Annotated in this window: 20 protein-coding genes; 5 read left to right on the top strand and 15 right to left on the bottom strand. The window is 59.6% G+C overall.

Going from position 1 to position 22961, the window contains the following annotated elements:
• The first annotated feature begins 103 nt into the window (after positions 1-103).
• From QP093_RS00100 to QP093_RS00080, 5 genes are all read left to right on the top strand, one after another.
• The gene (locus QP093_RS00100; RefSeq protein WP_285014011.1) at positions 104-2116 is read left to right on the top strand and encodes a DEAD/DEAH box helicase; all 2013 of its coding nucleotides are present in this window, start codon (positions 104-106) and stop codon (positions 2114-2116) included.
• 33 nt (positions 2117-2149) lie between these two features.
• Positions 2150-2851 (top strand): queuosine precursor transporter, encoded by a 702-nt coding sequence (locus QP093_RS00095; protein WP_285014010.1) that lies wholly within the window; start codon positions 2150-2152, stop codon positions 2849-2851.
• Positions 2844-4190 carry a tRNA guanosine(34) transglycosylase Tgt gene (gene tgt / locus QP093_RS00090; RefSeq protein ID WP_285014009.1) on the top strand — a complete coding sequence of 449 codons (1347 nt, stop codon included), beginning with the start codon at positions 2844-2846 and terminating at the stop codon, positions 4188-4190. The genes QP093_RS00095 and tgt overlap by 8 nt, the downstream gene beginning before the upstream one ends.
• A gap of 16 nt (positions 4191-4206) precedes the next feature.
• Positions 4207-5094, top strand: coding sequence for a KPN_02809 family neutral zinc metallopeptidase (gene ypfJ, locus QP093_RS00085; RefSeq protein ID WP_092648624.1), 888 nt, complete (start codon positions 4207-4209; stop codon positions 5092-5094).
• 74 nt (positions 5095-5168) lie between these two features.
• Complete coding sequence (locus QP093_RS00080; protein ID WP_285014008.1) at positions 5169-7067, top strand: AMP-binding protein; 1899 nt, start codon at positions 5169-5171, stop codon at positions 7065-7067.
• 17 nt (positions 7068-7084) lie between these two features.
• On the opposite strand, the gene QP093_RS00075 is transcribed toward QP093_RS00080, so the two are convergent.
• The 15 genes from QP093_RS00075 to QP093_RS00005 all read right to left on the bottom strand — a co-directional run bounded on the left by QP093_RS00075 (position 7085) and on the right by QP093_RS00005 (position 22607).
• The gene (locus tag QP093_RS00075) at positions 7085-7528 is read right to left on the bottom strand and encodes a metal-sulfur cluster assembly factor (protein WP_257590272.1); all 444 of its coding nucleotides are present in this window, start codon (positions 7526-7528) and stop codon (positions 7085-7087) included.
• Positions 7521-7991, bottom strand: a complete 471-nt coding sequence (gene sufU, locus QP093_RS00070; RefSeq protein WP_092648626.1) for a Fe-S cluster assembly sulfur transfer protein SufU — start codon at positions 7989-7991, stop codon at positions 7521-7523. The genes QP093_RS00075 and sufU overlap by 8 nt, the downstream gene beginning before the upstream one ends.
• Complete coding sequence (locus tag QP093_RS00065) at positions 7991-9271, bottom strand: aminotransferase class V-fold PLP-dependent enzyme (RefSeq protein WP_285014007.1); 1281 nt, start codon at positions 9269-9271, stop codon at positions 7991-7993. The genes sufU and QP093_RS00065 overlap by 1 nt, the downstream gene beginning before the upstream one ends.
• Before the next feature lie 16 nt (positions 9272-9287).
• The gene (gene sufC / locus QP093_RS00060; protein ID WP_058236816.1) at positions 9288-10037 is read right to left on the bottom strand and encodes a Fe-S cluster assembly ATPase SufC; all 750 of its coding nucleotides are present in this window, start codon (positions 10035-10037) and stop codon (positions 9288-9290) included.
• A 32-nt stretch (positions 10038-10069) separates the two neighbouring features.
• Entirely contained in the window at positions 10070-11221 is a 1152-nt protein-coding gene (gene sufD, locus QP093_RS00055; RefSeq protein WP_285014006.1) for a Fe-S cluster assembly protein SufD, read from the bottom strand.
• 1 nt (position 11222) lies between these two features.
• Positions 11223-12671 (bottom strand): Fe-S cluster assembly protein SufB, encoded by a 1449-nt coding sequence (sufB, locus tag QP093_RS00050; protein WP_058236818.1) that lies wholly within the window; start codon positions 12669-12671, stop codon positions 11223-11225.
• Between the two features lie 70 nt (positions 12672-12741).
• Positions 12742-13437, bottom strand: coding sequence for a helix-turn-helix transcriptional regulator (locus tag QP093_RS00045; protein WP_285014005.1), 696 nt, complete (start codon positions 13435-13437; stop codon positions 12742-12744).
• 126 nt (positions 13438-13563) lie between these two features.
• Positions 13564-14193 (bottom strand): NUDIX domain-containing protein, encoded by a 630-nt coding sequence (locus tag QP093_RS00040; protein WP_285014317.1) that lies wholly within the window; start codon positions 14191-14193, stop codon positions 13564-13566.
• A 28-nt stretch (positions 14194-14221) separates the two neighbouring features.
• On the bottom strand, positions 14222-15226 hold the full coding sequence (locus QP093_RS00035; RefSeq protein ID WP_285014004.1) for a copper transporter: 1005 nt from the start codon (positions 15224-15226) through the stop codon (positions 14222-14224).
• Between the two features lie 11 nt (positions 15227-15237).
• A complete protein-coding gene (steA, locus tag QP093_RS00030) occupies positions 15238-16419 on the bottom strand; it encodes a putative cytokinetic ring protein SteA (RefSeq protein WP_285014003.1) in 1182 nt (393 codons plus the stop codon).
• The gene (gene recN / locus QP093_RS00025) at positions 16412-18088 is read right to left on the bottom strand and encodes a DNA repair protein RecN (RefSeq protein ID WP_285014002.1); all 1677 of its coding nucleotides are present in this window, start codon (positions 18086-18088) and stop codon (positions 16412-16414) included. The genes steA and recN overlap by 8 nt, the downstream gene beginning before the upstream one ends.
• A 39-nt stretch (positions 18089-18127) precedes the next feature.
• Complete coding sequence (locus QP093_RS00020; RefSeq protein ID WP_058236919.1) at positions 18128-18967, bottom strand: NAD kinase; 840 nt, start codon at positions 18965-18967, stop codon at positions 18128-18130.
• Positions 18967-19803, bottom strand: a complete 837-nt coding sequence (locus QP093_RS00015) for a TlyA family RNA methyltransferase (RefSeq protein ID WP_285014001.1) — start codon at positions 19801-19803, stop codon at positions 18967-18969. Before QP093_RS00015 ends, QP093_RS00020 begins: the two co-directional genes overlap by 1 nt.
• Before the next feature lies 1 nt (position 19804).
• A complete protein-coding gene (locus QP093_RS00010) occupies positions 19805-19990 on the bottom strand; it encodes a hypothetical protein (protein WP_070727364.1) in 186 nt (61 codons plus the stop codon).
• Entirely contained in the window at positions 19983-22607 is a 2625-nt protein-coding gene (locus tag QP093_RS00005) for an HAD-IIA family hydrolase (RefSeq protein WP_285014000.1), read from the bottom strand. The genes QP093_RS00010 and QP093_RS00005 overlap by 8 nt, the downstream gene beginning before the upstream one ends.
• Positions 22608-22961 lie beyond the last annotated feature (354 nt).

Raw genomic sequence — 22961 nt, 5'->3', positions numbered from 1 at the left:
TCGCGCCCTGTAGCCCCAGGCATTCCTGGTGGCATTTTCGAAACCGCGAGCCCTGTGTTCACAACAGTAAGAGGAAACCGTGCCTTCACAAGATTCTGCCCCTATGTCCATATCCGATGCCCTCGGCCTCGATGACGTTCTGTTTCACGAGGATGACGTTGCACAGGATTCGGATGCTGACAGCGAGGCCCTCGCCGATGGAACTGACGACAATGACCATGCCGACGATGTCGATCAGGACGACATCGACCTCGAAGATGACGAGGATGACGATGGAAATGACGACGAGGATGACGACGCCGACGATCAGGTGAACTTCGCTGACCTCGGTCTGCCCGCTCCCCTGCTGGACATGGTCACAGCGATGGGATTCGAGACGCCCACGCCCATTCAGGCTGAGGCGATTCCCGCACTGCTTGAGGCGCGTGACGTGGTCGGCATCGCGCAGACCGGCACCGGTAAGACGGCGGCATTCGGGCTGCCGATGCTGACGCTGATTGATCCGAAAGAAAAGGATGTCCAGGCGGTCGTTCTGGCTCCGACGCGCGAACTGGCGCTGCAGTCAGCCGATGCGATGGAAGAGTTTGCGGCGAGCTACCGCGGCATCAACATTGTCGCCGTCTATGGTGGCTCTGCATACGGCCCGCAGCTTCGCGCGCTGAAGGATGGCGCGCAGATCGTCGTGGGCACACCTGGCCGCATGATCGACCTGATCGAGAAGGGCGCGCTGGATCTGTCCTCGGTGCGTATGCTCGTCCTTGATGAAGCCGATGAAATGCTGCGCATGGGATTCGCCGAGGATGTGGAGACCATCGCCGCCACAGTTCCCACCCAACGCGTCACGGCACTCTTTTCGGCCACAATGCCGGCAGCGATTGAAAAAGTGGCGCAAACCCACTTGCATGATCCGTTGAAGATAGCGGTGTCGGAAGAGTCGTCGACCGTTGACACCATCCACCAGACCTACGCGGTTGTGCCGTTTAAACACAAGAACAATGCGCTGGCCCGCGTCTTGTCGACCCGCTCGGCCGACGCCGTCATCGTCTTTGTGCGCACGCGACTGGATGCTGAAGAGATTTCACTGGATCTGACGGCTCGAGGTTTCCGCGCGGCCGGAATTTCCGGCGATGTGGCACAGCAGGAACGTGAGCGCATGGTGGAGCGTCTGCGGTCCGGTTCTTTGGACGTTCTGGTTGCCACCGATGTGGCGGCCCGAGGCCTGGACGTGGAGCGGATCGGCCTGGTCGTCAATTTTGATGTGCCACGCGAACCTGAAGCCTACGTCCACCGTATCGGTCGCACCGGGCGCGCCGGCCGCGAAGGCGAATCACTGTCGTTCTTCACTCCTCGCGAGCACTACCGTCTGCGTCGTATCGAAAAACTGACGGGCACTGCGATGGAGGAAGTCCACATCCCCACGCCACAGGCTGTCAGCGAGTTCCGTTCGCGCCATTTCCTCGACATGTTGCCCACGCGTATTGAACGCGGGCAACTCGACATGTTCGAGCAGCTTATCCGCGAGTTCGCAGATGAGCACGCGTGCGATCCACTGATCATCGCCTCAGCAATGCTGGCGCGCACTGTCCATGACAATGGCACGCACGATCACAAGGACCGCCGCTCCGACGGCAAGATTCGCCGCGAGGAAGTCCTCGATGAGAACGGTGAGTTCCTGTCTGCATCTTTCGAAAACGGGCGTGATTCGAAGCCGCTCAAGGGTGGGAAGAACGGTGCCCGCCGGCGCGCCGGCGGCAAGCCGCAGCGTACCCCGATGGGGACGCGCTACCGCATCGAAGTCGGCAAGAAGGATGGCGTCAAACCTGGATCCATTGTTGGAGCAATCACGGGCGAAGCTCATCTGAAAGGCTCTGATGTGGGCCGTATCGATATTTACCCGACATTCTCACTGGTGGACATCGGCCCGAGCCTGTCCGACGATCAGATGGAAAAACTCGGTAAAGCCCAGGTTGCCGGGCGTACACTGCGTATCCGTGTTGATGGCGGGCCGCGTTCGCGTGCCACCGATGCAGGACATGTGCGTCGTCCCCGCAGCGGATCGGGTGATCATCACTCGGGACACCGTTTCGGTGCACGCGGCCAGCGCAGGCCTCGCTAAAGCGGGCCTTAGACCCAGGTACGGAAACACGTCATGAGTACTTCTTCACAACCACGCGTCCAGCGTCATCGATCCGTCTACGACATCGTCGCAATATGTTTTGTCGCGTTCTTGCTGATCTCCAATATCGTGGCAACCAAAGTGATCGGGATCCATATTGGCCCGCTCATGCTGGTTTTCGATGGCGGCGCGGTCTTGTTCCCACTGACCTACATCCTGGGCGATCTACTCTCTGAGATTTATGGCTTTGTGCGGGCAAAGCGCGTCATTCTCACCGGTTTTGCAGTTTCCATCCTGGCCTCCCTGACCTTCCTGGTTGTCGGGGCTGCCCCTGTAGGCCCGGGGTATGAGAATCAGGATGCTTTCGTCGCCGTGCTCGGTTTCGTGCCACGCATCGTGGCTGCATCGGTGTGTGGCTATCTGGTCGGGCAGTTGCTGAACTCCTGGGTCCTGGTGCGCATGCGCCAGCGGTGGGGTGAGCGTAACCTGTGGGTTCGACTCATCGGTTCGACAATGGTGGGCGAGCTGGCTGACACGCTGATTTTCTGCACCATCGCCTTCGCCGGAATTATTCCCGGATGGGACTTCGTCAACTACGTGGTGGTCGGATACCTGTACAAGGTGGGGGTCGAGGTCATTTTCCTGCCCCTGACCTACGCAGTGATCGGTGCGGTGCGCCGCTGGGAACAGCCAGAGCGCAACGCGGCACATGAACGTGAGGTAACGCATGACTGACGCGCCGCAGTGGATCGCGCTCCCGTCCCGCCCGCACCTAGAAATCACGCCCCAGCCCGGCCAAGCTGGCACAGTGAGCGAGGGAGGAGTCGGTTTCGAGGTCACATACCGTCACGACAGCGGTATGGGACTGTCCCGCACGGGTGTCATTACCACGCCTCACGGTCAGATCCACACCCCCGCATTTATTCCAGTGGGCACGAAAGCCAACGTCAAGGCACTGGTTCCCGAGATGGTGGCGAATCTGGGCGGTCAGGCGGTCCTCGCGAACGCCTACCACCTGTACCTGCAGCCCGGATCCGACATCGTGGATCGTGCCGGCGGCTTCGGCGCATTCATGAATTGGCACGGCCCAACATTCACCGACTCGGGTGGTTTCCAGGTGCTCTCACTGGGCGCTGGCTTTAAGAAAGTGCTCACGCAGGAGTTTTCGGGAGTCTACAAGGAGGCTTCTGCCGCCGAGCAGGACTGGATGTTCCGCCAGGCCGTGAAATCTTCGCGCGCAGTGGTCGACAGTGACGGCGTGGTGTTCCAAAGCCACATTGACGGTTCCCATCACCGTTTTACTCCGGAAAAGTCGATGCAGATTCAGCATCAGCTGGGTGCAGACATCATGTTCGCATTTGACGAGTTGACTTCGCTGCTGCATCCGCGTTGGTATCAGGAGGAATCCCTGGAGCGTACGCATGAGTGGGCGCGGCGTTGCCTTGCTGAACATGAACGTTTGACCCAAGAGCGCGCGGATCATCCTTACCAGCAGCTATTCGGCGTTGTCCAGGGCGCACAGTATGAGGATCTGCGTCGCTGTGCTGCGCGCACCCTAGCGCAGATGCAAGTCGATGGCCGCACCTTTGACGGGTTCGGAGTGGGAGGCGCCCTCGAGAAAGAGAATCTGGGGCGCATTGTGTCGTGGGTATGCGAGGAACTGCCCGACGATCGTCCTCGTCACCTGCTGGGAATTTCCGAACCGGATGACCTGTTTGCCGGAGTGGAAGCTGGGGCGGACACGTTCGACTGCGTGAATCCGTCGCGCGTAGCGCGAAATGCCGCGATCTACACCCCGGACGGGCGCTTTAACGTGACGAATGCGCGCTTTGCTGACGACTTCACTCCCCTGGTCGATGGATGCGGGTGCTACACGTGTCAGCACTACACCCGCGCCTACGTGCGTCACCTGTTCAAGGCCAGGGAGATCCTTGCGTCCACGTTGGCGACGATTCACAATGAGTGGTTCACTGTGCACCTGGTCGATGCGATCCGCGGAAGCATCCAGTCAGGTGACTTCGATGCTTTCCGTGATGAAATGCTCGGACGCTATCATCACGCTGACCAACGCTAGGGGCTACTCTTGCGATATGAGTTTTAACGAGGGGGTCCAGTCTAATTCTGGACGAGTGCGTACCAGCCGCGGCGGACGTGGCGTTGCCATCGGTGGCGGATCCGTTGCCGTACTGATCGGCCTGTTCCTGCTGTCACGTCTGACGGGAATCGACCTGACCGGCTTGGCCGGAGGGGCGCAGCCCAGCGTGGAAGAACAGTCCGGATCGTCTCTGCAACACTGCCAAACTGGTGCAGATGCCAATCAGTACGTCGAATGCCGCATGGTGACGACCGCTGATTCACTGGACGTAGTTTGGCAGACTCAGTTGCCCGAGCAGGCCGGAATGGACTACCAGCCGCCCAGCTTCCAGCTCTTCGAGCAGGCGGTGAACACAGCGTGTGGTACGGCCTCTTCACAGGTCGGTCCTTTCTACTGCCCCTCAGATGCGTCAGTGAACCTGGACCTGGGTTTCTTCCAGCAGATGGAATCGCAGCTCGGTGCTGCCAACGCACCTTTGGCTCAGGAGTATGTGGTCGCTCATGAATGGGGCCATCACATCCAGCATCTTCGCGGCATCTTTGCCGAACATCGCAGCCAGGAGACCGGTGAGCAAAGTGATGCAGTGCGTCTTGAACTGCAGGCAGACTGCTACGCCGGCGTGTGGATGCATTGGGCCTCACAGACCAAGGATCCCGAATCAGGCGAGGCATTCCTGAAAGAGCCGACTTCTGAGGAACTGGCGCAAGCATGGCAGACTGCCGAAGCCATTGGTGATGACCGTATTCAGGAGCAGGCGCAGGGCACGACCAATCCTGAAAGCTGGACACATGGGTCAGCTGAACAGCGACAACGCTGGCTTGAAACTGGCGTGCAAAACGGCTCGCTGGAGAAGTGCGATACATTCGCTGCACCGGAAGTGTGACGGCAAGCGCCTCGATTGGGAGGCAGTGTTGGCGGTGCGATAGCATCGAACCGTATCGGTGAGGAGATTGCGCTATGAGTATCGTCGAGCAGGCACACGCCCACTATGAGCCGGGATGTCCGTATGAAATTCCGATCCCGGACACGCCACTGTTCGAACTGCTCAATACGACTGCCCGACTGTACCCGTCGCATGTGGCGCTGGATTACATGGGTGCGACCACGACCTATCGGGAAGTCCTCGCTCAGGTGCTGCGCGCCGCCCAGGTCCTGGTGGATGCTGGCGTGCGAAAGGGCGACGTGGTCGCGATCGCGCTGCCGAACTGCCCGCAGGCTTTTGTCGCGTTCTATGCCTGCATGAGGATCGGAGCCGTAGCGGCTGAGCATAATCCACTCGCGCCCGCCCACGAAATCGAAGGTCAGCTCAAGCGTCACCACGCCAAGGTCGCGATTGTGTGGGAAAAGTGCGTCGGCTCCTACCCCACTGACGGGTCGGTTGACATCGAGAAGGTTTTCACCGTCAATATCGCAGCCGGTCTTCCCACCATTCAGCGCCTCGCGCTGAAGTTGCCGGTCGCCAAGGCGAAGCAGATGCATGACAAGATGCGCGGTGAGGTTCCTGATTCGACGCGTTCCTGGGATCATGCAGTGGCCGCTGCTCACAGTATTCGTCGCGATTATCCGCATCCAACTGGCTCAGATCGAGCCGTTATCTTGCACACGGGCGGCACCAACGGTATTCCGAAGTCGGTTCCGCTCACTCACACCAACATCGGCGCCAATGTCAATCAGAACCTGTTCTGGGTGTGGAAGCTGCACGAAGGCGCGGAAACGTTTTTCTCCCTGCTTCCCTACTTCCACGCATTCGGGTTGACGTTTTTCCTGTGTACCTCCGTCAGGAAGGCGGCGACGCAGGTCCTGATGCCGACTTTCGATGCGGCAATGGCTGTTGCTGCGCATCGTCGTCGTGCCGTCACGTTCTTTGTCGGTGTTCCCGCGATGTTTGAGAGGATCCTGAAGAAAGCACGAAAGACGCATACGCCGCTCGATAGCATCCGGTATTCGGTCTCCGGAGCGATGCCGTTGTCTACCGCATTTGCCGACGAATGGGAAGAATATACCGGCGGCATTATCCTAGAGGGCTATGGCTTGTCTGAGACCTCTCCTGTCATCTGCGGATCACCTCTGGGACCAGGCAGGCGACACGGAACTCTAGGCATCCCCTTCGCTTCCACCGAGCTGCGCCTAGTCGACCTTGAGGATCCCACGCGTGATGTCGACGATGGCGAACCAGGCGAGATCGTTGTGCGCGGCCCGCAGGTCTTTGAGGGCTACCTGGATGCTCCCGAGGAAACCGCAAAAGTCTTCACACAGGACGGCTGGCTCCGCACCGGCGATATCGGTGTCAACGATGACGGTTTCATCACGCTCGCTGACCGCCGCAAGGAACTCATTTTGTCCGGCGGCTTCAACGTGTATCCCTCGCAGGTCGAGGACGCGATTCGTTCCATGCCTGGAGTGAAGGATGTGGCCGTTGTCGGTCTGCCGAAGGGTGATGAGACCGAGGAAGTGACCGCTGCGCTGATCATGGACGAGGGCGCTCCCCTGATTTCGTTGGATCAGGTCCGCGAATGGGCAGAGCGATCGATCTCGCACTACGCATTGCCGCGCCAGATCGCGTTCATCTCCACCATGCCGCGTAATCAGCTGGGCAAGGTCATGCGGCGCAGGGTTCGTGAGCAGTTGCTGAATCCGGCAGCAAAGTTGTGGGATTCCACGTCAAAAGCGGTTGAGGACGCCGTCACGCCAGTGGTGAAAGGTGTCAGCGAAGCTGCCACAACGCTCTCCCGCGGAGTATCCGATGCAACCGAGGCGGCGATCCGGTCCTATCAGGAAGAGCAGATCCGCCACGAGGCTGCCAAGCGCGCCGCAGATGGACAGACGGATACGGGCGAGAGTTCCTCACGCGACTAAGCACAAACAGACGATGCTCAGACGTTGAATCCGAGGGCGCGGAGTTGATCCCGCCCATCAGGAGTAATGCGTTCTGGCCCCCAAGCGGGCATCCACACCCAGTTGACCATCACCAGATCCGTGAAAGTCTGCAGCACCATCTGCGCCTGCTGTTCGATCACGTCGGTCAGTGGGCATGCAGCAGATGTCAGCGTCATATCCAGCTGGATACTGTCATCCTCACTGACCGTGATGCCGTAGAGCAGACCGAGGTCAACGATGTTGATTCCCAGTTCGGGGTCGATGACGTCCTTGAGTGCTTCTTCCACGTCTGCGGCGGGAACGGTGCCGTTTTCCACGTAGTCAACGCCGGTGGGCAGTTGCTGCTGTGGTGCGGGGGCAAAGCGCTGTTCGACAGGTTCCGTCTGAGCCATCGGGTTTGCTGACTGCGCGCCTTCGGGCGAATAGGGCGTGTCACTCATGATCGTCTCCTGCTATGTCGATACCAACTTGTGCCAGCGCGTCACGCAGGGCGTACCATCCCAGCAGTGCGCACTTGATTCTGTTCGGGAACTGGCTGGTTCCTTCAAGGGCCGCGGCATCCCCCAGCGCGTCCAGGACTGTATCGTCCACACCCTGACCGCGCGAATGCATCATGGTTTCCATATCGGCGTACAGGTCACGCACCGTGTCAGTCGGTTGGCCTTCGACCATGTCGGAGAGCATCGACAGGCTGGCCTGCGAGATGGAGCAGCCATCCCCGTCCCACACCAGGTGTTCAATGTTTCCGGCATCGTCGACTCTGATGCCCAGGGTCACCTCGTCACCGCATGTGGGGTTGACCTGGTGTGAGGATGCCTGGATGTTGTCCACCGTGCCGCTGCCTCGGCGTTCGCGTGAGTGATCCAGGATCACTTGCTGATACATCTGTTCAAGACTGCTCATTATGCTCCTGTGAAAAATCCTGCTGTTGCGCTCACTGCGTCGATCAGCTGATCGATCTCGGCGCGTGTCGTGGTCACTGTTGCCGTCGCCCGTGTCGATGCGCGCTCGCAGAAAAACTGGTGCAACGGGATGGCGCAGTGGTGTCCTACTCGCACCGCAACGTCACGCGAGTCAAGGAACTGGCCCACATCATGTGGGTGGACTCCGTCCATCGTCCAGGCGACGACTGCCAGACGGTCGTGCGTGGATGTCGGTCCCAGGATCTTCACGCCTTCGACGTCGGACAATCCTTCCAGCATCAGTGTGGCCAGTTCCTCTTCGCGCCTGGCAATGGCATCCATTCCAATGGTGGATATGTACTCCAGTGCGCGTGCCCACCCGACCGCCTGTGCCACTGGTTGCGATCCGGCTTCGAAGCAGTCAGGTGCAGGCAGGAACTCAGTGGAATCCATCGTGACAGATGCGACCGTTGAGCCGCCCGTCAGCACTGGTGGCATCGCTTCAAGCAGGTCGCGACGTGACCACAATGCACCAATTCCAGTCGGCCCACACATCTTGTGTGATGACAGAGCAATGAAGTCTGCGCCCAGTGTTGTCACGTCAATCGGAAGGTGCGCAGATGACTGGCATGTATCCAGAACCACCAGTGCGCCGACGTTATGGGCTGCCTGGATGATCGGCTCAATCGGAGTGATCGCTCCGGTCACGTTGGATGCGTGTGTGACGGCGACGACCTTCGTGTTCGGCGTGATGACGTCCAGTGTATCGAGGTCGATTCGTCCCTCGGGGTCCAGATCGAGCCACTTGAGCTCGGCTCCGCTGCGCTGGCAGGCCAGCTGCCACGGCACCAGGTTCGAGTGGTGTTCGGCGCGTGAGATCACGACCCGGTCCCCTGCCTGCAGGCTGAAGCGGACATCGTGGCCTGTCGAGCCACCAGCTGACCCGTTCGTCATCGCGTAGGCGACGATGTTGAGTGCTTCAGTGGCGTTCTTCGTCCACACCACTTCGTCCGGCCGCGCTTTGATGAAGCGTGCGACGGTGGCGCGCGCGTCCTCGTACAGTTGCGTTGAGTCATCTGACAGCACGTGGGTACCGCGATGCACGGCACCGTTGTGGTACCGGTAAAAGTCAGTAACCGCGTCTATGACGCACGAGGGTTTTTGAGATGTGGCTGACGCGTCAAAGTAGGCGATGGGGCCACCCGCCCTACCGCGCCGCGTCAGGTACGGGAAGTCCTGACGAATCTCATCGACGGTGAACGCGCCGATCGTCTCACTCACAATCTGCTCCTACTGCTTACTGAAGGTATGAGTCGTACCCTGTTTCTTCCAGTTGTTCAGCCAGTTCCGGGCCGCCTTGAGCGGCAACGTGACCGTCAACAAACACGTGCACATGGCTGGGGTGAATGTAACGCAGGATTCGCGTGTAGTGCGTGATCAGCATGATCCCGCAGTTCGTGGACTCGTGGACCCGGTTGACACCCTCGGAGACGATCCTCAGCGCATCCACGTCAAGGCCGGAGTCAGTCTCGTCAAGAATGGCGAACGAGGGGCGCAGCATCTCCATCTGCAAAATTTCGAGGCGCTTCTTTTCACCACCGGAGAAGCCCACGTTGACGTCACGCTCAGCGAAAGCCGGTTCGATGCGCAATTTCTCCATCGCGGCGTTCATGTCCTTGACCCAGGTCCGGATACTCGGCGCCTTCCCGTCGATCGCGGTCTTGGCGGAGCGCAGGAAGTTCGACACTGACACGCCCGCCACTGCCACGGGGTACTGCATCGCCAGGAACAGGCCGCTGCGGGCGCGCTCATCAACGGTCATGTCCACAATGTTGTGACCATCGAGGTAGGCGGCGCCTTCGGTCACCTCGTAGGCTGGATGACCGGCCAGCGCGTAGGCGAGTGTGGATTTGCCTGATCCGTTCGGTCCCATGATGGCGTGGATCTCGCCAGATTCGATGGTGAGGTCGACACCTTTGAGGATCTGTTTCGTGCCCTCAGGTGTTTCTACGTTGACGTGAAGGTTCTGAATTTCCAAAGTCGACATGTCGCGTTCTTTCTCTTACGTTCGAGGGCGGCTCAGCGTCCCGTAACTTCAAGTTCTCTTTCAACCGATTCCATCAGATGCTTTTCAATGGCCGGAACACCGATCTGGTCAATCAGTTCCGCGAAGAATCCTCGCACCACGAGGCGACGGGCATCTTCCTCGGTGATTCCGCGGCTCATCAGGTAGAACAATTGTTCATCATCAAAGCGTCCTGTCGCTGATGCATGTCCTGCTCCGGCGATCTCACCGTTTTCAATCTCAAGGTTGGGAACTGAATCAGCATGAGCGCCTTCGGTCAAAATGAGGTTACGGTTCAGCTCATAGGTGTCTGTTCCGTCAGCAGGTTCCTGGATGAGGCAGTCACCAATCCACACCGAGTGCGCATCCTTACCCTGCAGGGCGCCTTTATACGTCACGCGTGAGTAGCAGTTGGGTGCTGAGTGGTCCACGAACACACGGTGTTCCAGGTGTTGTCCTCCGTCCACGAAGTACACGCCCAGCATAGTCAGTTCAGCGCCCGGCCCTTCAAAGTCAGTATCGGCGCACAGGCGAACCGTATCGCCACCCAGTGTGACCACGATGTGACGCACTTTCGCGTTCTTGCCAATGCGGATGCGGTGGTTCGACGCGTGTACAACACTGTCGTCCCATTCCTGCAGGGACACGAACGTTAACGATGCGTTCTCACCGGTAGTGATCTCAATGCCCTGGTTGATTCGCGCATCGGCGCTGTCCGTGTGGTTGAGGATCACTGTGGATTCGCTGTGTGCGCCAGCGTCGACGACCAGGTGCTGGCTGCGTTGGTCAGAGGCCGTATCCACCGTAATAAGAATTGGATCGTCGATGCGTTGTCCGGTTGGAACGGACACGACCTGAGCATCATGGAACGTATTCCATTCAACTACCGCGGTCCTGTCACCAGGAGCCAGCACGGTGCCCACGCGTGAATCGTTTCGCGAGACGGTTTCAACGCAGACGCCTTCGGGAGCTTCCACAGTCAGCGGAGCGTCCTCGGTATCGTAGTTGGCCGGGTCGAACAACATCGAGATACGGCGCATCGGGGTAAATCGCCAGTCTTCTTCCTTGCCTTTGGGCACGGGAATATCGTCGAGGTTGAATGACGTCGGCCGATCTGCGCGCGATGGGTGTGGGCTGACGTGATCTTCGCGATGGTCTTGAGCCAACTCAGCCCACCGATCCTTCCATTTGTAGTTCGATGAGGCGGTTCAGTTCGAGTGCGTACTCCATGGGGAGTTCCTTCGCAATAGGCTCGACGAATCCGCGCACAATCATGGCCATAGCTTCGTTTTCATCCAGGCCGCGACTCATCAGGTAGAACAGCTGATCTTCTGACACTTTCGAGACGGTGGCCTCGTGCCCCATTTCCACGTCGTCGGTGCGCACATCCACATACGGGTATGTGTCGGTGCGGGAGATCTTATCGACCAGCAGCGCGTCGCACAGAACATTCGACTTGGAGTGGCGCGCACGCGCATTGACCTGCACGAGGCCTCGATACGAGGTGCGCCCACCCCCTCGTGACACTGATTTGGAGACAATGGACGAGGACGTGTGCGGCGCCATGTGCACCATCTTCGCACCCGTGTCCTGGTTCTGGCCGGGGCCGGCAAAACCGATCGACAGTGTTTCGCCTCGGGCGTGGTCACCCATGAGGAAGCACGCGGGGTACTTCATCGTGATCGCGGAGCCCATGTTGCCATCGATCCACTCCATCGTTCCACCCTCGTCAACGATGGCACGCTGAGTCACCAGGTTGAGCACGTTGGTCGACCAGTTCTGGATGGTCGTGTATCGCACGCGGGCATCCTTGCGCACGAAGATTTCCACGACTGCGGCGTGCAGCGAGTTGGAGTCGTAAATCGGGGCCGTGCAGCCCTCGACGTAGTGAACGTAGGAACCTTCGTCCGCTACGATCAGCGTGCGCTCAAACTGGCCCATCGCTTCGGTGTTGATGCGGAAGTAGGCCTGCAGAGGGATCTCAACGTGGACGCCCGGTGGCACGTACACGAATGAGCCACCCGACCATGCTGCCGTGTTGAGTGCTGCGAACTTGTTGTCACCTGAAGGTACCGAGTGCCCGAAGTATTCCTTGAAGATCTCGGGGTATTCACGCAGGCCGGTGTCGGTGTCCATGAAGACGACGCCTTGCTTCTCCAGATCAGACTGAATCTGCTGGTAAACAACTTCAGATTCGTACTGCGCGGCCACGCCTGCGACCAGACGCTGTTTTTCCGCTTCGGGAATGCCCAGGCGGTCATAGGTCTGACGAATGTCTTCGGGCAGGTCGTTCCAGTCTTTAACCTGACGGTCGGTGGGACGCACGTAGTACTTGAAGTCACCGAAGTCGATGTCGGACAGGTCGGGACCCCATGCCGGCATGGGTTTGCGCTCGAAGATCTCCAGAGCTTTCAGTCGGCGCTCCAACATCCATTCGGGTTCATTCTTTTCGGCCGAAATGTGGCGCACCACCTGCTCGTTGATGCCTTTGGGAACATCATGTGAGTAGTCGTCCTTGTCGTGCCATCCGAATTCGTATGCACCGATGGATTCGATAATCGCTTCATCACTTCTGCGCTTATCCTCAGATGAAACGATTGGCGGTGACTGGCTCATATTGTCCTTTCCTCAGTGACTTGACTGGCGTCAAGATCGTGACTTTGCCGCTGTGTCAAAAGCACTCACGCTATCGCCTGAGAGCCGCCAACGCAGAGCGCCGGATTGTGGGGGCACCCACGGGAATATGCGTGGTGCATACGTGCTCCCCTCCGGCCAAGGTGGCCAAACGTTGAACATGCACGTCCAGCAGACGCGCAAAGGCTTGGGTTTCCGCTTCGCACAATTGTGGGAAGTCATCGGCTACCTGCTGGATCGGGCAGTGACCCTGACATAGCTGGATTGCGAAGGCGCCATCGCCAATGTCGCGCACTGTCGCTGCGTAACCGTCCTGGGTGAGCGCGTCAGCCAGAGCCTGTGCGCGCACTTTCGGGTCGTTCCCTGCTTCACGCACGATCGGCGCGTATCGACGTTCGATTTCGCGTGAGCGGGCAGCGGCAAATGAGTCAATGGCCGGGCCACCTCCGACCTGTCCCAAGTAGCCCAGAGCCTTGACAGCCAACTCGGAGTATCCCTCTGGGAGCCTGTCGTGTGCTCGCTCGGTTGCCACGTAGTGACGCGCTGGTCGCCCTCGTCCACGCTTTTCCGTCGAGTAGTCCTGATACTGAACGATTTCTCCAGCGTCCTGCAAAATGGTGATGTGCCGTCTGACCGCCGCCGTGGTCAGATCCAGGATCTTCGCGATGACCGTAGCGGTCACGGGACCTTTTTCGACGATTAGGTCGAGCACCTGCTCGCGGGTGCCGATTTCAGTCGGCTCTCCCATGACTGTCCTCCTTATCGCCGTCAGTAACTACCCCACCAGTGTACGGCTTTTAGCAACACGATGCTTTCTAAATTACGGCGATTGAGATCACTTGCACGCTATAAGGAGGATTCGAGTCTGGAGCAGTCAGTTCTGACGCGCAGAACGCATCCACGGCGCGTCGCTGGCACGCAGGGTCTGCCACCCGTGGGCGCGCGCAGCGAAGGTGGAGAGGATTCCCACGCAGGCTGAAGGGTTATGCAGATTTCCCGCAGCAACGAGGCGAACAGCTTCATCCAGGTTGACCCAGCGGGTCACCATCGCCGCTTCCTCATCCTCACGCTCGAAGGTGGTGCCAGTCGGAGAAACATCGCGGGCAAGGAAGATCCGCAGAGATTCTTCGGATCCTCCAGGTGAGGTGAAGTAATCGACGAGGACATCCCAGCGCTCGGCCTTCTGATCCGTTTCTTCAGCAAGTTCGCGTTTGGCCGCTGTCAGGGGGTCTTCACCCTCGATATCGAGAAGGCCGGCCGGTATCTCCCACAGGTGCGCGCCTACTGGATGGCGGTACTGGTATTCCAGCAGTACTTCCTCATTACCGTCCTCACCGCGCAATGCGACGATGCCGACTGCGCCTGGATGCGACAGGTACTGGCGAATCACTGAGTGAGAGTCGTCAAGGATGACCTCGTCTTCAGCCATGTCAAAGACTTTGCCGCGCCATACGATGTCGTGACTGGCGACGGATGCGCTTCCGCTGCGATCAGCGATGGGCATCTGTTCATCCTCGTGTGCCGTCACGGTGTTACTCTCCTCCGCTTTGTGACTGGGCTCCGTCTGCCGGTTCGTTGTGTGGCGCGGGTGGAGCCGCTTGCCGGCCTGAGAGCTGAAGCTCTGGGAACACGCTGGTGGCGCTGTCCTCACCGCCCAGTGCGCGTGGCTGAGCCTGGGCGCTCGGAAGTGCGAGAACTGTTGCCAGCGTGGCGATCGCTGTTCCTACGGAATCAACGGTGGTGATTGGAGCGTTCTGTGCACGCAGCTGGGCAATCATCGCGTCCGCATCACCGGCATCACCCACGATCACGCCGGGATTGGGCGCACTTGCCAATGCGCGAGCCATTCCGACCCATGCGCTCGAAGAAGTCGGGCCTCCTGTGCCGCTCTGGGCGTCCTGCGCGGTTGCTATTCCAGCCTTCATCGTGCGCGGCCCGACCAGAATCAGGGTGTCAGCCTGACCGCCCTCGGATTCATCGAAGGTGACAATGGGACGCGAATCATCGGTCAGGATGTCACGGAGCAGATCCTGGTTGGCGCCAGAGGAGGTCATAATAGTCACGATGGCCTGCCCGATCACTCCGTCACTGGTCAGATCTGCCGGAACGTCACCGGCGAGGTTGGTCTCAACTGGCGTGGCCAGCGTATTGCGATACTCGGTCATGGACTGAGAATCCCAGTTGTCTGTCAGTGTTGCGACGCTGACAACTGTTGCACCGGCTTTGCTCAGCATAGTCTTGAGTTGCTCGATATCAGCAGGATCGGTGGCCGCCATTTTCAGCAGACCAATATTGCGTCCTTCGAGGGTTCCCGGCACAATCTCGTCGCCCATTTGCGAAACGGCTGCTTCTGACAGCTTGAGGCTGTGTTCGGCTTCTTCGAGTTGTTCCTGAGCGGTTCGCTGCGCCTGTGCGCGCGATGAGCTCAGTGCGTCATCGAGCCGTACCTGCAGGGGGCCGGCACCGAGGATCACGCCCACGCACAGCGCGATGAAGATCGCGATGATGGAGACTAGGTGATAGCGAAAATTAACCATGATGACCTCTTTTAACTGCTCCCTGCGCTGAAGGGCCACCAGCTTGCGACCCAATGGGCTACGACTTCCATAGCACCCTGCCCCCACGGTGTGGACCACAGTGCCGCACCGGCCAGCAGGACGGCGACGATAACGAATACGATCAGCCAGAACGCTGAAATGCGTGGACGGTAGGTTTCGCGAATGGCACGCGATGAGATAAGCGCGTCACCTGCCTTGAGACGCGTGAAGAAGGTTGACGCCATTCCGGCGCGTCCGCGATCGAGGAAATCCTGGAGCGTCAGGTGAATACCGATCGTGGCGATCACGGAGGCACGTTGCGTGGCAGCCAGAATGATCGCTGCATCCTCACTGGTCCCAGATGCGGTCATCACTTCGTAGGAGCGTCCCTGTCGGTTGAGGCGTTCGCGTCCTGGAGCGGTGCCGTCACGGTTCTCCCGCACCACTAGTTCAGCCCCGCATCCCAATGCCTTTTCTGAGACCGCATCCATGTCGGCCACGATGATGTGGGGCTTCATGCGTTCGCGAAGCAGCAGGTCCGCTCCCCCGTCAACGCCGACCAGGATGGGGTTGGTATCGCGAATCCAGCGACGCAGCCCTTTGAGTTCCTTGACAGAATCTTCAGCCTTATTCACCAGGAGAACCGGGCGACCCTGCATCTTGGTGCGCAGGGTCGGAATCCCTTTTTCGTGGTAGAGCAGGTCAGATTCGCGCTCAAAATAGTCATCTGTGAATTCATCGAACGCTTCGATCTGAGTGCTCAGACCCACGCGTGCTTCCTCGCGTGCGCGCAGGTCGTCCTCGTCAGTCATCACGTGGCCGGATGCGATCAGTCGACCATCTTGCGTCACCTCCGTGCCGCTGATCGTGATGGTGTCTCCCTCACGCAGGGTCATAATGTCAGAACCCAGGTCATCGAGCAACAAAATGCCTGCTTTGAGGACGAGGGCTGGACCGAGGTTCGGGTAGCGGCCGGTAGAGGACGCTGACGCGTTCAAAATTGCTGTGGGTTGTGCGTCAATGAGCAGTCGGGCGGTGGCCCGGTCCAGGTCAGGCCTGTCAATAACCGCAATTTCACCGGCTTCGAGGCGCCGGGCGAGCCGCACGGGATTCTCGTCGATGCGAATCCGTGCCCTCACATCCGCATCGCTGGGAGCCTGCGATGGTGGCATACCTGTCTCATTGTCACTCACAGGGCGATTGTGGCACGGTTGCGGCCAGAATCAATTCTTTCGCGTGACGGCGTGCCGTTTCTGAGGTGGTCGGCGAGCCGGTCATTCGCACGATCTCGTCGATGCGTTCTTCCCCGTCAACGCATGTCACACGCGCAGTTCCACCCTCTTTGTGCACTACCAGGTGGGTGTCTCCATAGGCTGCCACCTGAGCCAGGTGGGTGACCACGATCACCTGGTGTACGCGTGCCAGCCGTGCCAGTCGCGCGCCCACCTCTGTGGCTGTGCGCCCACCGATTCCGGCGTCGACCTCGTCAAAGACGAAGGTGCGGGGCGTCGCACGATGCGAGAGCGCCACTTCCAGTGCCAGCATGACGCGTGAAAGCTCGCCACCTGATGCTCCGCGAGACACTGGCCGGGCGGGCGCGTCAGGATGAGGCTGCAGCATGAATGTGATGTCTTCACACCCCGTGGAGTTGGGTTTACGGTGCATCAGTTCGACGTTCAGGTGTGCCCCTTTCATCGCCAGTGCTGCCAGCTCGGCATCGACGTGCTCGCTGAGTTCGTCTGCGAGGTGCCGGCGGGAGGTGCTCAGGCGCTCCCCCAGTTCCAGTACGCGCTGCTGAGCCTGCGCAAGTTCAGCGGCGAGGGAGTCTTCGTTGACATCTGGATCTGTCAGTTCTTCAAGTTCAGCGCGCGCCTGAGCTTCCCATTCAAGCAGCTGAGTGGCATCTGCGGCCCGCCCCTGCAGCAGGCGATTCAGGTCGGCGCGCCGTTGGTGCAACGCGTTAAGACGCTCCGGGTCGGCGTTCAGTGTGGACAGGTAGGCCTCGGCATCATCTGCCAGCGAGTCGGCATCAAGACGCAGAGTGTGGGCACGCTGGGCGAACGAATCGAGCGTGGAATCAAACCGCGAGGCATCAGCGAATGCGGCCTGGACGCGGTGCAGCAGATCGATCAGGTGGGTCTCGTCAGATTCACCGCGCAGACATGCGTAGGCCAGAGCCACCTGGGCGCGCAGATCCTCAACGTTGGTCAGTCTTTCAGTCTGAGTGCGCAGATCGTCGTCTTCACCCGGATACGGGTCCAGCTGGCGGATCTGGTCAGTGATGCGGGTCAGTTCCTCAATGCGTGTCGCACGTTCGTCGGCGTGCGAGCGCGCCATGTCCAGGCGTTTTTTCGCATTGACTGCTGCTTTCCAGGCTTGCGCGTAGTCGCGGAGAAGCTCCTGGTGCTGATCGTCGCCTGTCTCATCGAGAATGGCGCGCTGGACGGATGTCTGACGTAGACGCATCTGGTCGGCCTGGCCGTGAATCGTGACGAGACTATCGCCAATATCAGCAAGAATGGATACCGGGATGGGGCGTCCTGCAAGGTGGGCGCGTGATCGACCCTTGGTACTAACCGTTCTGGACACGATGAGCTCACCGTCTTCGACGCTGGCTCCAAGCTCCTGGGCGCGTGCGGCAACCATGTCATCGACTTCGAAAATGCCGTCTACTTCGGCCTGCTCACACCCCTGACGCACGGTCTGAGAATCGGCCCGAGTGCCGAGCAAAAGTGACAGTGAGGTCAACACCATCGTCTTACCGGCTCCGGTTTCACCGGTGACGACAGTCAGGCCAGGTGAAAATTGCACGTCGGCTTCGTCAATGACGCCCAGGGACTTGATGCGGAGCGCATCGATCACGTTGGCCTCCTCTCGCCTCTCCAGCTCTCACGTGACAGATTAACGCTCGGATGGGCGTTTCCTCCAACCATCCACAGGCAGCTGGAATCGTTTGACCAGTCGCGTGGAAAATGGAGTGTCATCGAGGCGCAGCAGGTGGACGGGGCGACATCCTCGTGTGGCAGTGATGGTTGTTCCGCTGGGGACGGTGCGCTGACGCAGACCGTCGCACCACACTTCTGGCGCACTCCACGCATCTTCGAGGATATTGACGCTGAGCACTGACGAAGGGCTGACAACAAGTGGCCGCGTGAACAGGCCATGCGCGGCCAGCGGAGCCATGATGATTGCCTCCGTGTCGGGCCATACCACTGGCCCGCCAGCAGAGAACGAATATGCAGTTGAGCCGGTGGGTGTGGAGAAGATGATGCCGTCCGCCCCGTAGGTGGATACAGCCTGTCCGTCCACTCCGAATCCCAGGTGGACCGGGTGCGCCACGTCCGTGTGCATGACGACTGCTTCGTTCAGCGCCCAGTCGTGCCATTCGGTGCCATCGGGGAAGTGCGCATGGATGTCGAGCGTCATGCGCGTGTCCATGGTGTAACGCCCATCTGCAATCATGTCAACAACTGACAGGATGCCGTCCGCAGACACTTCCGCAAGGAAGCCCATGTGCCCCATGTTGATGCCGAGCAACGGTGCGTCGAATTTCCGGGCGTATTCTGCTGCGGCAAGAATCGTGCCGTCGCCTCCTGTGGCCAGCACCAGGTCGATATCGCCGGTGCAGTCTCCTTCAGGCACCACGTCAATGTCGCGTACCGAAAGTTCACGTGCTGCTGCCTGGGCGGCTGCCTGTGCTTCTGGGCGGTTGATGTGGCGCACCAGCATGACGCGCTGAATCACGAATGTTTCCTTCCCCTCACTGCCGGCCCTTCCTGTACTGCTCTGACAATCCGATTGTGCAGGTTTTGCTCCAAGATCGCATCCGGATGACCTGAGCGCATCGCCAGGAAATACTCGACATTACCGGCAGGACCCGGCAACGGTGAAGCCTGAACGGCGTAGATATCCAACCCATTGCTACGCGCACATTGCGCGACTTTTTCCACCGTTTCCACGTGCTGATCGGGGTCACGCACCACGCCTCCGTGGCCGAGCCTGTCTTTGCCGATCTCAAATTGAGGCTTGACCATCAGCAGGTAGTCCGCGTCGGGTGTTGCCACGGAGATCAGCGGCGGGATCACCAGTGTCAGTGAAATGAACGATAAGTCGGACACCACTAGGTCAACGGGTGGCGTGATATCGGCGGGCGCGAGCGTACGAATATTGGTGCGATCACGTACCTCGACGCGCGGATCCGACTGCAGCTTCCAGGCAAGCTGCCCATATCCCACGTCAACAGCGATCACCTGCTGTGCTCCTCGTCGCAACAGGACGTCAGTAAATCCGCCCGTCGATGCTCCCGCATCCAAGCATCGTCGCCCCTGTATGAGCGGTGCTGATTTTCCGAGGGCGTCCAGCGCACCGGCAAGTTTGTAGGCACCGCGTGAAGCGTAGTCGACGGTGTCCCCCTCGGTAATGACGATTGCCTGTGCAGGATCCATTTGTCGAGCCGGCTTGAGCACCACCTGCCCGTCGAGTTTGACGCGCCCATCGTGGATAAGTTCCTGAGCGTGGGTGCGTGAGCGTGCCAGGTGGCGGCGCACCAGTTCGGAGTCGATTCTCCTGAGTTTCATCTCAGCGGCTCACGTGCTCGAGGGCAGCACGAAGCTGCGCATCGAATCCTGCCAGCGTGCGTACCTGAATCTGTGCGCTTGCCTCGTTCAATCCGTCGAGTTCGACTTCTGCGTTGGGAATTGTGACCGCGTCCTCACGATCATGCGGATCATGAGGGCGCGGTGTCACGGGGTCGTTCTCACTCACTGGCACTGTCCTGCGACACGTCCTGCGCGCTGTCCGCCGCGGCAGCGTCATCTTCGCTTTCAGCGGTCTTCACGCCGGTCTCGTCATCTGCGCCCTCGCGCAGCAGAGCTTCGAGTTCTTCTTCACCAGGAAGGAACGCCGGGATCGGATTGTCTGTGTTGAGGGCTTCCTCTTCGACTTCGGAATCCGGGCGCGTATCTTCAGCCAATTCCGCGTCAATGGCGTCTGAAACCTCGGGATTTTCCGCTTCGTCTTCCGATTCGTCCTGAGGTTCAGGCGGAGTCACAATCCCTGCCGGATCGTCGTTGGGCACAACCGTCAATTCCGGGCACCGCACGGGCTCATCTGATTCGACAGCCCACGCTGCGGCTGCCAGCGCACGATACGAATCCAGGGTGACCGTGGTCGGTTCAGTCAACTCGATACCGTCCAGGCGCAGCGTGCCCCACTTGGTCACCGATGCTACCTGGGAGTACCCACAGGTCCACGTGTTGTCCTTGTGATGTTTGGGATGAGGATGAGCCTCGTTCAACCCTCGCATGTCAAGGGCGAGGTAGGTGGGTCGCTGACCCTTTCGTGCCCGAATCACATCTGCTGCCTGATGGACACCGGTCAGCACGTGAAGGGCAGGGTAGCCAGCTGAGACAGCGCCGGCAATATCGGTTTCGAGTCGGTCTCCCACGCTCAGTGGATTGTGTGCTTCGACCAGGTTCGCACCGCGTTGGTAGATTCCGGGCGTCGGCTTACCTGCCGCGGTTGCACGCTGTTTGGTGGCATGTTCGACGGCGGTCACCAGAGAGCCGTTTCCGAGGGCAAAGCCTTCTTCTGTCGGCAGTGTGGAGTCCATATTGGAGGCAAAGAATCGGGCGCCGGCCTGAATCGCGTAGGCAGCCTGCGACATCTGTTCCCAGCCGACAGTTCGGTCCAGTCCCATGACGACTGCATCTGGCTGGTCACTTGCACGTTCAACGAGGGTGAATCCAGCTTTTTCGAGAGCCTCGCGCAGTCCAGGACCACCAACCATAAAGACCTTGGCGCCGTCATCGAGCTCGTCGCTCATAATAGCCGCCACGTCCATCGCGGATGTCATGATCATGGATTCGTCCGCTTCGAATCCCATCGAATTCAGCTTTTCAGCGACTGCCTGAGGCGGACGTGAGGCATTATTGGTCACGAACACCGTCTTGATGCCGTTCTCACGCGCGGCGACGACGGACGGGGCCGCATGCTCAATGGGGTCTGACCCCATCCATGCCACGCCGTCCAGGTCAAGCAACGCTGTGTCAAAGAGACTGGACAGTGGTTCGTCGGTTCCGTGCAACGTGCTGCCACGCTTGGTGACGTCCGCATCAGCAATCATTTCGATGTCCACGATGTCGGGATCTTCGATTTCCGGCGGCATCGATTCTTCGACTTGAGTGGCTTCCTCGTCGCGCCCCAGTTCGCGCAGACGATCGGCTTTGACGCTCATCAGACGGCGCACATATTCGGTGTCGGCATCTTCAGGCAAGGCTGCCAGCGCATCATCGACCAGCACCAGGCCGACTTCGTTTTGTCCTAGATCCGCACGCGCACCAGACGAAACGAGGACGAGTTCGACCTGTTCACCCAGGTCAAGAGCGGCGGTGTCGGTCTTGTCAATAATGTCAACTGCTCGTTCTGGATGGCCCAGTCCGCGTTCACAGTCCGCTTCCACGGCGCGCAGAGACTGGTCTCCGCGCATGCGTCGCACGGCTCGCACCTCACGCAATGCTTCTTCATAGCGTCCCGATGCGTAGGCAGTCAATGCGGCTGCTTCGCGTACTGTATCGACACGACCGGCTCGCTTGGCTGCGGCGCGGGCATGCTCGTAGGCCTGCTCGGGATCCAGATCAATGAGTTGACCGGCCATAACGAGGTGGCGTGCCACGATGTCATGGTTAGCTCCCGATAGCGTCTTGAGTGAACGCAGGGCTTCAGAGTCGAGTTCACTGGCTGATACGCCGGCTGGAATTGTCGGCTCATCACCGTGAGGTGACACGTATTCTTCGGTGCTCGCGTAGTTGGCATCGCCGCGCTGATTGTTTCCTCGGTCATGACGTGAACGGGAGCGGTCATCGCGCCTGCGGTCTCCACGATCGTTTCGGTCGAAACGGCTGCCACGTTCGGAGTGGTCATGACGGTCATTCCGATCGCCTCGGTCTGACCAATTCCTGCCTTTACCGTCACCTCGTCTGTTGAAGCGCTTTCTGCCATCGCGGTCGAAACCGTCAGAACGTCCGCCGCGACGATCGTCACGTTCTCTAAAGCCGCGCCCCGCGCCATGACGGTCGCGGTCACGGTCTGAGCGGTTGAAGCTGCCGCGTTTGAAATCACGGTCATTGTCGCGCTGCTGCCATTGTCCGCTTCCGCGTCGTGACTCACCGTCGCGTCGGAAACCACCGTCACGCTGAAAACCACCGTCTCGCCGTGATTCGCCGTCATCGAAGCGACGATTGCGTGACTGGTAGCCACCGGAAGAGCGCCGACCTCCCTGGTCATCTCGACGGCCGAAGCCTCGGCGGTCTGAGGAGCCCCTCCATGAACGCTCGCCTCGTGAGCGGAAGTCGTTCGATCGATCGTGTCGTTCGTCTGCCATGAATGGTCTCCCCTATTCGTCTGTGTCCCGCCCTATCTACGGAGCTGCTTCACACGTTAATACTGCTGTTAATGCTACCTGATATGCGCTGACATACCTGTCAGCTCATGAATTTCGTGCGCAGATACACGTCTGAGGCGGGCAGTTGCCCGTGCACTACTATGTTGGTTGACTGGGTATCCGGTCGGTCGGCCCCGCTGGGTGTGCGGGCTTGCGTGTGCGCGTAAAAAGGGGGGGTGGGGTACTGGCCTGTCTCCAGGCCTGTACCCCACCCCCGAACTCACGGTTGATTGCGGCAGTGTCTTACTCTCCCACGACCCCCCGGTCGCAGTACCATCAGCGCAAAGGCGGCTT

The sequence above is a fragment of the Pauljensenia sp. UMB10120 genome, from assembly GCF_030212035.1.
GTDB classification, from domain to species: domain Bacteria; phylum Actinomycetota; class Actinomycetes; order Actinomycetales; family Actinomycetaceae; genus Pauljensenia; species Pauljensenia radingae_A.
This window is presented reverse-complemented; position numbering and strand designations above follow the sequence as displayed.